This window comes from Nostoc sp. DedSLP04 (genome assembly GCF_034530775.1).
In the GTDB taxonomy this organism is placed as follows: Bacteria; Cyanobacteriota; Cyanobacteriia; order Cyanobacteriales; family Nostocaceae; genus Nostoc.
Window position 1 is genome coordinate 61,168 of the sequence record NZ_JAVRCL010000042.1, and the last position, 11,869, is coordinate 73,036.

6 protein-coding genes and 1 pseudogene are annotated in these 11,869 nt (G+C 42.2%); 2 read left to right on the plus strand and 5 right to left on the minus strand.

The window, feature by feature from the left end; translation table 11 throughout:
• Positions 1-76: 76 nt before the first annotated feature.
• Complete coding sequence (locus RMX89_RS22595; protein WP_416212000.1) at positions 77-4,123, plus strand: DNA-directed RNA polymerase subunit beta''; 4,047 nt, start codon at positions 77-79, stop codon at positions 4,121-4,123.
• 362 nt (positions 4,124-4,485) lie between these two features.
• On the opposite strand, the gene RMX89_RS22600 is transcribed toward RMX89_RS22595, so the two are convergent.
• Complete coding sequence (locus tag RMX89_RS22600; protein ID WP_322674424.1) at positions 4,486-5,166, minus strand: uracil-DNA glycosylase; 681 nt, start codon at positions 5,164-5,166, stop codon at positions 4,486-4,488.
• Positions 5,167-5,357: 191 nt separating this feature from the next.
• Between RMX89_RS22600 and RMX89_RS22605 the strand changes: the two genes are divergently transcribed.
• The gene (locus RMX89_RS22605; protein WP_322690515.1) at positions 5,358-6,056 is read left to right on the plus strand and encodes a phosphoribosyltransferase; all 699 of its coding nucleotides are present in this window, start codon (positions 5,358-5,360) and stop codon (positions 6,054-6,056) included.
• A 27-nt stretch (positions 6,057-6,083) separates the two neighbouring features.
• Here RMX89_RS22605 and RMX89_RS22610 read toward each other — a convergent pair.
• The 4 genes and pseudogenes from RMX89_RS22610 to glyQ all read right to left on the minus strand — a co-directional run bounded on the left by RMX89_RS22610 (position 6,084) and on the right by glyQ (position 11,723).
• A pseudogene (locus RMX89_RS22610) lies at positions 6,084-7,185 on the minus strand (tetratricopeptide repeat protein).
• A gap of 250 nt (positions 7,186-7,435) precedes the next feature.
• Positions 7,436-7,906, minus strand: coding sequence for an NADAR family protein (locus RMX89_RS22615; protein WP_322690516.1), 471 nt, complete (start codon positions 7,904-7,906; stop codon positions 7,436-7,438).
• 45 nt (positions 7,907-7,951) lie between these two features.
• Positions 7,952-10,306 carry a ComEC/Rec2 family competence protein gene (locus tag RMX89_RS22620; protein ID WP_322690517.1) on the minus strand — a complete coding sequence of 785 codons (2,355 nt, stop codon included), beginning with the start codon at positions 10,304-10,306 and terminating at the stop codon, positions 7,952-7,954.
• 517 nt (positions 10,307-10,823) lie between these two features.
• Complete coding sequence (gene glyQ, locus RMX89_RS22625; protein ID WP_322690518.1) at positions 10,824-11,723, minus strand: glycine--tRNA ligase subunit alpha; 900 nt, start codon at positions 11,721-11,723, stop codon at positions 10,824-10,826.
• Positions 11,724-11,869 lie beyond the last annotated feature (146 nt).

An 11,869-nucleotide genomic window follows, 5' to 3' on the forward strand; every position in this document is an offset into this window, starting at 1 on the left:
AAGTTAAGAGTTAGGAGTTATTAATTACAAACTCCTAACTCCTAACTCCTAATTATTAATTTAGGACTAATGACTAATGACTAACGAAAAAATGATTTTTCGCAATCGGGTGGTTGATAAAGGTCAACTGAGAAATTTAATTTCTTGGGCCTTTACATATTATGGTACGGCGCGAACCGCAGTAATGGCGGACAAACTGAAAGATTTAGGATTTCGCTACGCTACCAAAGCAGGGGTTTCCATCAGTGTAGATGACTTGATGGTGCCACCAACTAAGCGATTGCTCTTAGAAGCAGCCGAAGAAGAAATTCGCGCCACTGAAACCCGTTACCAACGGGGCGAAATCACGGAAGTAGAACGTTTCCAAAAGGTAATCGATACTTGGAATGGTACTAGTGAAGCCTTGAAGGATGAAGTAGTAGTTCACTTCAAGAAGACTAATCCCTTAAACTCCGTATACATGATGGCATTCTCTGGGGCACGGGGTAACATCTCTCAAGTGCGGCAGTTGGTGGGGATGCGGGGATTGATGGCAGATCCCCAAGGGGAAATTATCGATTTGCCGATTAAAACCAACTTCCGTGAAGGACTCACTGTGACGGAATACATTATTTCGTCTTACGGTGCCAGAAAAGGATTGGTGGATACTGCCTTGCGGACGGCTGACTCTGGTTATCTAACGCGCCGATTGGTGGACGTATCCCAGGATGTAATTATTCGGGAATTTGACTGCGGCACCACTAGAGGTCTTGCAATTCAACCAATGACAGAAGGGGCCAAAACTTTAATTCCTCTAGCAACCCGCTTGATGGGACGGGTAATTGGTGAAGATGTGGTGCATCCGGTAACAAAAGAAGTGATTGCAGCACGTAATACCCCAATTTCTGAGGATTTGGCGAAGAAAATTGAAAAATCTGGGGTGAGAGAAGTTGTGGTGCGATCGCCCCTAACTTGTGAAGCCGCACGTTCCGTTTGTCAACACTGCTACGGCTGGAGTTTGGCACACGCCAAGATGGTAGATTTGGGCGAAGCTGTGGGGATTATTGCCGCTCAAAGTATCGGCGAACCTGGTACTCAGTTAACCATGCGGACATTCCACACTGGTGGGGTGTTTACTGGAGAAGTAGCGCAACAAGTTCGTTCTAAAATCGATGGGACTGTTAAGCTTCCCCGCAAACTGAAGACCAGAACATATCGTACCCGCCACGGGGAAGATGCCCTTTATATTGAGGCTAATGGCATCATGCTTTTGGAACCAACAAAAGTAGGTGATGTTACCCCAGATAACCAAGAGGTTCACCTTACCCAAGGTTCAACACTATATGTATTTGATGGAAATAAGGTAAAACAAGGTCAGTTGTTGGCAGAGGTTGCCCTTGGTGGACGCACAACTCGGACTAATACAGAAAAAGCAGTTAAAGATGTAGCCTCTGACTTAGCAGGGGAAGTGCAATTTGCTGAAGTAGTTCCAGAACAAAAAACTGACCGTCAAGGTAATACTACAACCACAGCCGCACGCGGTGGTTTGATTTGGATTTTGTCTGGAGAAGTTTACAACTTGCCGCCTGGTGCAGAATTGGTAGTAAAAAATGGTGATGCGATCGCTTCTAATGGAGTTTTAGCAGAAACCAAGTTAACCAGTTTGCACGGCGGTGTGGTGCGGTTGCCAGAAGCTACCCCAGGTAAGAGTACCAGGGAAATTGAAATTATCACTGCTTCTGTGGTACTAGACCAAGCAACAGTGACAGTCCAAAGTTCCCAAGGGCGTAATAACTACTTAGTTTCCACTGGTAACAACCAAGTATTTAACCTGCGGGCTACACCAGGCACAAAAGTGCAAAATGGTCAAGTGGTAGCTGAGTTAATCGACGATCGCTATCGGACAACCACTGGTGGTTTCCTAAAATTTGCGGGTGTAGAAGTCCAGAAAAAAGGCAAAGCCAAGCTAGGTTATGAAGTCGTGCAAGGCGGTACTCTTTTATGGATTCCCGAAGAAAGCCACGAAGTTAATAAAGATATCTCCTTGCTGTTGGTAGAAGACGGTCAGTTTGTCGAAGCTGGCACCGAGGTAGTAAAAGATATCTTCTGCCAAAACAGTGGTGTGATAGAAGTTACCCAGAAAAACGATATCCTGCGGGAAGTTGTAGTTAAGCCAGGGGAACTACTGATGGTGGACGATCCCGAATCAGTTATCGGGCGAGATAACACCTTCATCCAACCAGGTGAGGAATTCCAAGGCAATGTCGCCAGAGAATTGCGTTACATCCAGTATGTAGAGACACCAGAAGGACCCGCCCTATTGAGCCGTCCAGTAGTTGAGTTTGCCGTCCCTGATAATCCAGATGTGCCATCAACTACATCGGTAAGTCAACAAACCGGGCGATCGATTCAATTAAGAGCGGTGCAGCGACTACCTTATAAAGATTCAGAACGCGTCAAATCTGTTGAAGGTGTGGAACTGCTACGAACCCAGCTAGTGCTGGAAATTGAGCAAGAAGGGGAACAAGACCATAATGCTTCGCCCCTAGCAGCAGATATTGAATTAGTAGAGGATACTGAAGACCCAGAAGTTCAACGTTTACAACTAGTGATTTTGGAATCCTTGGTAATTCGTAGAGACATTACCGCTGATGCTACCCAAGGTAGTACCCAGACGACACTTGAGGTACACGATGGGTTAACCATCGCCCCAGGTTCTGTAGTCGCACGTACCCAAATCTTGTGTAAAGAAGGCGGGGAAGTACGAGGTGTTCAAAAAGGAACCGAAAACGTGCGTCGCTGTTTGGTGTTGCGCGACGCTGACAGGCTTCCTATTAATACTAGTACTCAGCCAAAGGTAAAAGTGGGTGATTTGCTAGTAGAAGGTACAGAAGTTGCTCCTGGAGTTTTTGCTCCAGAATCAGGACAAGTAGTCGATATTAAAAGCGTCGCTGCTGCATCTGGTGGGGAATCAGCTTTAAGTACTAAAAACTACGTTATTACTACCCGTATCGGTCGTCCTTATCGAGTCAGCCCTGGTGCTGTGTTGCAGATAGAAGACGGCGATTTGGTACAACGGGGTGATAACTTGGTGTTGCTAGTGTTTGAACGCGCCAAAACCGGAGATATCATTCAAGGTTTACCTCGGATTGAGGAACTACTTGAAGCTCGTAAACCTAAAGAAGCGTGCATCTTATGTCGGCGGGGCGGAGAAGTTAAGGTGGTTTACGGTGATGGTGATGAAGCGATCGCTATTAAGGTCGTAGAATCAAATGGCGTGGTGACAGATTATCCTCTGGGGCCAGGACAAAATTTGATTGTGCCAGATGGCTCGACAGTATTAGCAGGACAACCCTTGACCGATGGGCCATCCAATCCTCATGAAATTTTGGAAATCTTCTTTAGCTTGGGTTCTGAAGATGGAATCTATGCTTGTGCTAGCCTTGCTTTACAGAAGGTACAAACCTTCTTAGTGAATGAAGTGCAAATGGTATACCAATCTCAAGGAATTGATATTTCCGATAAGCACATTGAAGTGATTGTTCGCCAGATGACCAACAAAGTCAGGATTGATGATGGTGGTGACACCACAATGCTTCCTGGCGAATTGGTAGAACTGCGCCAAGTCGAGCAGGTAAACGAAGCTATGGCAATTACAGGCGGTGCTAGGGCACAGTACACTCCAGTATTGTTGGGGATCACCAAAGCATCGTTGAATACCGACAGCTTTATTTCCGCCGCCTCCTTCCAAGAGACAACACGGGTACTCACCGAAGCAGCTATCGAAGGCAAATCTGACTGGCTGCGCGGATTAAAGGAAAACGTGATTATCGGGCGATTGATTCCGGCTGGTACTGGATACAATACCTATGAAGAACCAGGAGCGATCGATGACTATGCTGCTGAAATTACCAGTAGTGTGTTAGATGAAGTTGACGATCCCCTAGATATGGTCTTAGACGATCGCACAGCTCGCAACTATAATTTAGATTCTCCTACTCTTGGAGAATCTGGCTTTGGCAGCAGACGTGCAGAAAGGTCAATTCTAGATGAAGAAGACGAATTAATTGCTGACGAAGTAGTAGACGACGACGATTACGAGGAAGAAGAGGAAGACGACGAAGATGATTTCGACGACGAATAGAGACTTGAAATTTCGCGTCTAAAAGGTAAAAGGTAAAAGGTAATATCGAGTCTGCCCAATTACCAATAATCAAACTACCTCACCCATGCTAGCGCACCCCTTGGCAAGGGGTGCGCTAGTTTCAGTTTTACCCCTAACGAGCAAGTCGTTATATTCAATTAAAATAAGCGATCGCAATGAATAGACTGAAATTTTATGTTTCACAGAGTCTAGTCATTTACATCGCTTAAAATCTTGTATTTAGTCCTCTTGAGAAGACTTTAGGTATTACCTTGAGAATTTCTTTCCAGCCAGGATAGCAACGAAGTGAGTAATTGAAAAGATGTTGGTAGTGACAAGCCTTAAAAAGACGGAATTAACCATTAGCTGTTATTTTGAATTTCATCTAACTTGGCACGCACTGCTTGGATATCTTGCCACATCAACCATTTTGGCGCACCTCTTTCTTTAGAAGGATTACGCAGCAAGTAAGAAGGATGAAAAATTGGCATACATAAACGCCCTTCCCACTCTAGCCACTGGCCGCGAATTTTCGTAATCCCCCGCTTATCACCAGTGATTCCTTTGACAGCAGTTGCACCCGTTAACAGAATTATTTTGGGGTCAACTAAGCGAATTTGTTCTAGTAGGTAGGGTAAACAAGCCGCCACTTCTACAGGAGTGGGAACTCTATTATCTGGTGGGCGACATTTATTGATATTGGCAATATATACATCATGCTCAGTAGTCAGATTCACCGATGCCAAAATTTTCTCTAGCAATTGTCCCGATCTGCCTACAAATGGTAAACCCGTTTCATCTTCATTTTGACCTGGCGCTTCTCCCACAACCATAATTGGTGCTTTGAGATTGCCACGTCCGACAACAGCATGAGTGCGAGTGTCTCCCAACGCACAACGGTGGCAGCGATCGCAATGCTGTGTCAACTCCGTTATATCAGAATAAGTTCCGGGAGCGATCGGAATTTTCGCGTCTGTAGGAATCAGTTCTCGTTGATTAAAAGTTGAGTCGTCGAAGAGGCTGAGTTGGGTTTCGCTGCTCATGAAAATCAGGATTTTGGCATCAGCGCCAGCTGTTATATCTGAGTTAAATAGCCTTTTGGTTGCATATTTATCAGAACAGTAAACTTTTGCTGAATACTTAATTAATTATACAAATCTTATTGTATCAGTTAATTTGAGACAAAATTCAGTCATGATAAAAGCAGTGCCGTCTTAAAATGCTGGGGGAAACCATGTCACATACCCCACTTTTCGCCGATCGTACCCATGCAGGTGAGTTATTGGCGCGAGTAATTCATAATGTTTTGACTCAGCAAACTATTGATTCTGGGGTAAAGCCTGTACCAATTGTTTATGCTTTGCCAAGAGGAGGTGTACCAGTAGCAGCACCAATAGCACGTCTTTTAGATTGTCCGTTGACAATTGTTGTGGCAAAAAAGATTAGCCATCCAGAAAACCCAGAATTAGCAATTGGTGCAGTGACTACTTCTGGAAATGTTCTTTGGGCCGATCAAAAGCTATTTCGCTCCAAACATGATGCGCGGTGGCGAGAAATAGCTTTAAATAAAGCGATAAACCTTGCTAAATCTCTTGAGGCTCAATTAATTCCTACTTGTCCGCAAGTAAATGCAGAGAATGCTACGTTGATCTTAATTGATGATGGTATTGCTACAGGTATGACAATAGCGGTAGCAGCAACTGCTATGAGAGCGCTTTCTCCAGCAGCAGTTTGGCTATGTACTCCAGTAGCGCCACAAAAATTGCTACCTTGGTTAGAACAGTGGGGCGATCGCACGATAGTTTTGGAAACACCCGAACCTTTTTGGAGCGTGAGTAATTTTTACGCAGAATTTCCCCAAGTAGATACATTAGAAGTTCTCGTATATCTCCAACAACAAAAGACAATCGGGGGAATTGATCTGTACGAGTAATTTTGAATTGTTTTCCAATCTTGCTTTTTAACTATTTGAAGATGTTCCCTGCTGATATTGCATAGCCTTGGCATAATCACCCAACGCGTAGCAAGCGACTTTCAGACTGGCAAGAGCTTGTTCTTCACTGCGACGATCTTTGATATTTCTAGCTAACAGCAAACGTTCTTCATAATATGTAATTGCTTTGTTGTAGTCACCCAAAGCTTCACAAGCAACTCCTAAACTACTTAAAGACTGTTCCTCACTACGCTTGTCTTGAATTTGTCTAGCTAATTGCAATCGATCTTCATAATACTTAATCGCTTTGGTATAATCACCTAAAGCATAACAAGCATTACCCAGATTCTTTAGCACTTGAGAAGCACTGCGGACATTTTTTAATGAGCGTGATAGTACTACACACTGCTCATAATAGGCGATCGCTTTTGAGTAATTGTTCAAAGCATACCAAGCATTACCCAAATTCTTGAGTACCTGTTCTTCGCCCCAATGATCTTTGAGTTCCCGCACAATCTCTAGACTTTGCTGTTGATACTCAATAGCCTGTGTAAAATTACTTAAAGCTTTATACACCAATCCCAAATTATTGAGTGCCGCGACTTGACTGCGTTTGTCTTGCAACTTTTGCGTTATTTTCAAACATTTTTCTAGAAACTCAATAGCCTTGTTATGATCGTTCAAATGACGGTATGCATTTCCTAAATGGGAAAGTGCTTGCATCTGCAATGCTAAATCTGAGGTGTTATTAAGCAAAGACAGACACTGTTGGGAGTAAGAGATAGCACCTTTGTAGTCTCCAGCACTGTAAGTTACCAATCCTAAAAAAGAAAGTACCTGTGCCTGTTTTTCTAAATCGCCAACTGCCTGAAACAGCCCCAAGGATTGTTGTAAAGACTTCATAGCCGTTATTAATTCGCCACCTTGCTGCTGTTGAATTCCTTGCCTTAGTAGCTTGGACGCTTCTGACAAATGGTCATCACTTTCTTGTAGAGATATTATTTCTGCTTGTGAACCAGAGTCAAATTCATGGGTAATTGTATTACGCTTCACTGGTTTTAGGTATGTTATGGGTAATTGCAAAGGAACTGTATTTTTCGAGATCGTTATTCCATTCGCCTTTAGACATCAACTTCTTCTTGTGAAGTCTGGTGCTAAATCTAGTGTTCCCAAAACCAGGGCGCATCTTTCATCAGTCCGCTTTACCACAGCATAAGTTTAGGAGAGGTAAGAGTTATATATAGCGATCGTTAATTGAGGCTTTCAGATTTATGCTCACGAAGAGTAATAACTATATAGCTTGCGATCGTCTCTATTTGTTATCTATTCGTGTTCTCTACGTCTAGAATAGTTTGATTAAAAAACTATTTTTGACAAGTTTATTTAATAGTTTTATTATCAATATCTGTCCTGTATGTATGGTGCAGAATATCCCGTACCTCCATTAAAATTTTTCCTAGCATATTTTTACCACTCCCATCAGCTCCACAACCCCAGTAGAAATCGATAGGCGAGTTTTCAACAATTTCTACATTGTTTGTAGAAAGTAAAATATCTCTAATATCTGTATGAGTTTGAAATTTGCACAGCACAGCTTGCCGCATGATATCATCTTTAACCTGTTCCCAATCTTGGCGTAAGGGGCGCGTTCTCTCACGCCCCATTCTTGCTGCATCTTTAGGTGTTTTAACTAGGCGGATTTGTTCTGCATGAGGTGTACCCACAAACTTTTGCGCCTGAAAGTAGTGTTCGCTAGTTGACCAATACAATCCATCTAATTCAAAGCCGTGAGACGAAAAGTTAGAGAAACAGCCATACTCTTCACGAGTACTATAAAAATAAATTGTCATAAAATTTGATATATTTTTTTTGAATTTACTGAATTTGTAAGTTTTTTATAAAATAGATGATTTATTTTCTGTTGATTCAATAAATGCCTCAAACTGACCATTAGGAGTCCATTGAATAGCTCCATCTCGCCCTGTAAAGAACAGTTTGGTTTTGCTTTGATTCAGTTCAGATAAAGTTTTTGGATCAAAGTTGGCAGAAGAAGCGATCGCTACTTGTGGTTGCAAAGCAATCACTAAATCTTTTAATGACTCAGGGGCACACCAAAGCACTTGCGGGCGAGGCAAACTTCCATTTTTAACTAGTTGCTGTACCTCTTTAGATTTAACATTACCTACTAATAGCCAATTTTGATCTAAAATTTGCAATTGTAAAATTGGTAATTGGTCGTTGATTAATTGCGCTACTATCGAGCCAGCTTTCACAGGTTGACCAACTCCCAAAGGTTGATAAATTCCTTGATGTTTTTGTAGTTCCTGTTGAATAGCCTGAGTTGTAATAGAATTATCTGTTTGAGGTGAATATTCATAAAAATTATTGATTGGTAAACGTTGCATTAATTCAAACCAAGCATTACTTTCGTTACCTTGAAAATCAGTTGCGATCGCCCAATTTATTTGATTTACACCCTGCTGTTGTAAAAACGGTAATATTGTAAAACGTCCTGTACCTTGATCGCCACTGTTAATGACAGTTACAGTACCTCTATCTTGAACGACTACAATTGGTTCTGTCCCCGATTCTAAGACTGTTATCCTAAACAATGTATTTTTAGAATGCCAAAGTGGGATGAATACTAAACCAATCGCAATCATATTAGCAAACCACCACCGCCTTTGCCACCAACGCACTAACCAGACCAATATAATTAGTATATAAACCGCCAAAAGCTGCCAAGTAGATATACTGCCCACCGCAACAGAATTTCCAGGCAAATTGCTAAAAAAATCTACTAGTTTAATTAACCAATCAGTAGGATAATGTAATACCCCTGCCAGGAAGCTTCCGGCGTCAGTCCAAACTAAACCTACTAACGCACTGATGATTCCACCTATACTAATGATCGAAATTAATGGAGTACTAATCACATTCAGCAACAGACTATAAGATGGTACAACTCCAAAGACAAAAAGTTGCACAGGTAAAGTCCAAATAGTGGCAGCTAGGGGAACAGCAATCAAAGCAGCGATCGCAGGTGGTAGCCATGCTAGGCGATTGACTAATGCGGGTACTGTTACAACTAATCCTAGTGTTGCTAAAAAACTCAATTGAAAACCTAAATCCCAAATCCATAGAGGATTAAATACCAATAACAGAGTTGCTGCTAATAGTAATGAGCCGAACTGTTTTACTTTTCTTTTTAAGAGTAAACCAACTAATGCCGCAAAACCCATAATTACGGCTCTGAGAACCGCAGGTTGAAAACCTGTTAAACTCAGAAAAATCATTAAAGCCAAAAAGCCAAGAGTAAATTGCGTTCCTTTTCTTGCTCGCCTCGTTAGCTGTAAAATCACACTCAAAATCAAAGAAGTTTGGAACCCAGAAGCTGCTAAAGCATGAGCTAATCCGGCTTGTACAAATAAGTCTCGGATATCGTAGGGTAAATCAACAGCTTTGCTTCCCAACACCATTGCACTGACAAGAGGCCCTTCAGGGATACCCAACCAACGAACTTGCGATCGCACAATTCGCTCCCGAATTTGCCACCATCCCCATTTGCGTTCCGGCTCCAAAACATTTATTTGTCGCCCAATTAGACCGGCAAACGTTCCTTCTTGCTTGAGAAACTTCTGAAAATCGAAACCACCAGGATTGGAAGCTGCCTTTGGTTTGTACAAAATCCCAGTCACGGCAATTTGTTGACTAGGGTATAACCCAGTAGCCTGAAGTATAGGGACTGTCACATACAATTTGCCTGTAACACCTTGTGGGATACCTGCTGAACCTTTATTATTTTTAACTTCATCTAACTGAGTCGTTTCCAGCCAAAATTGTCCTCGCTGACTGCGAGTTAAGCGGGGATTACTCGCCACTTCGCCGCGTACAATCACAAGTTGTTCTTGATTGCTGCTATTTCCAGGCGGCACAAACTGGCTAATATCTTTTGCACCCGGTTGTGGTATTCGCCATTGAAAATATAGAGTTGCTAATAATCCTACTAAGCCAGCAGCTAGCCATATTCGAGGATGGGGAATAGTTTGCCAAGTATTAGGCACTCCCTTATTTTTGCTTCCAGCATTTTCTGGTTTCTGAGCAAATTGCTGTAATGTGGTGCGTCTTCTAAAAAGAATTGCTCCCACTATCCCCAGAACCAAAATCCCCACACCACCCCAAGGAACTCCTGTAAGCAGCAAGCCAAAAATGTAGCTAAGACAAATAATTACACCACTGGTTTGAATCATAAGATTTTTGTAAAAGCACCTGGCAATCCGAGTTTGCAGATAGTTTAAATATAGATAGGGCAGCAATAAAGAAAAATCCGCGTTGCTGAATTTTGTTATGAAATTCAAAAATAAAATATTCCAAACTCTTATTATCAGTGCTTGGAGCACCTCTACGTGAGCTTTTTATTTCTTTAAATCAGCAACAGCGAAAAGTTTTTATACTTGTGGTGAGTATAGTCCATCAAGTTTATATAAACAAAGCCCGCACAGGCGGGCCTTATCCTTGTAGCTTTAAGTAGCTTTAATGTTCTAGATTCAATATTTAACCGTCTTTCTGTCCTTTAGCAAAAGCCACATCAAAAAAATATACCTAGCTTAAACCTCAGCGGCACAAATATAAACAAAACACAAAATCATAGTGAATTAAATTTGCCATGACTCTGCGTACTTTGCCTTTGTTTTTCCGTTACTCTGGCTTCAAAAACGCTACTATTTTACACAAAACTAGTACTTAGTTCATGTATAGCCGCACCCTTTAGGATATTGGGCTTCCTGTTGAACCTACAGTATCTTTGAGCAAAGGAAAACCCAACTTCTCCCTTTGCTCAACATATAAATGAGCTACCTTCCTAGCCAAATGGCGAATCCTGGCAATATAGCGAGTTCTTTCCGTCACAGAAATCACACCTCTAGCATCCAGCAGATTGAATGTGTGCGAACACTTCATTACATAATCTAAGCTAGGCAATACCAATCCTCGCTCCGTCAATTGGGTAGCTTCCTGCTCGTACAAATTAAATAATGTCAGTAGCAACTCAGGATTTGACGCTTCAAAGTTGTATGTGCACTGCTCAATCTCACTTTGCAGGAAAACATCTCCATAAGTAATGTTGTCTGTCCACTGGATCTTAGTAAATGCTTCTACTTGTTGGAGATACATTGTCAGCCGCTCTAACCCGTATGTAATTTCAATCGACACCGGACGGCAATCAATTCCTCCACATTGTTGGAAGTAAGTAAATTGAGTAACTTCCATCCCATCTAACCATACTTCCCACCCAGTACCCCAAGCTCCCACAGTTGCATCTTCCCAGTTATCCTCTACAAACCGAATATCGTGGTCTTGAGGACGAATACCTAAAGCTCTTAACGAATCAAGATAAATCTCCTGAATATTATCTGGGGATGGCTTAATCAGAACTTGGTACTGATAATAGTGTTGGAAGCGGTTGGGGTTTTCGCCGTAGCGTCCATCAGTAGGACGACGACAAGGCTCAACGTAAGCAACAGCCCAAGGTTCCGGCCCCAATGCTCTTAAAAAAGTCTGAGGATTCTTAGTACCAGCTCCCTTTTCAATATCGTAGGGCTGGGCAATAAGACAACCGCGATCGCCCCAAAAATGATGCAATAAACTTATTACCGACTGAAAATTCACGCTTGTTCTATCCTTAGTCAACACAGTGCATAAACCATTGTTGCCTAGAACCCGGCACTGTGGGCAGTTTCAGGAGACAGAAAAACAGTCCAAAATATTTTGGGAAAAATAGTTGACACAAAGAATTAGGTTCGTTATATTGAATA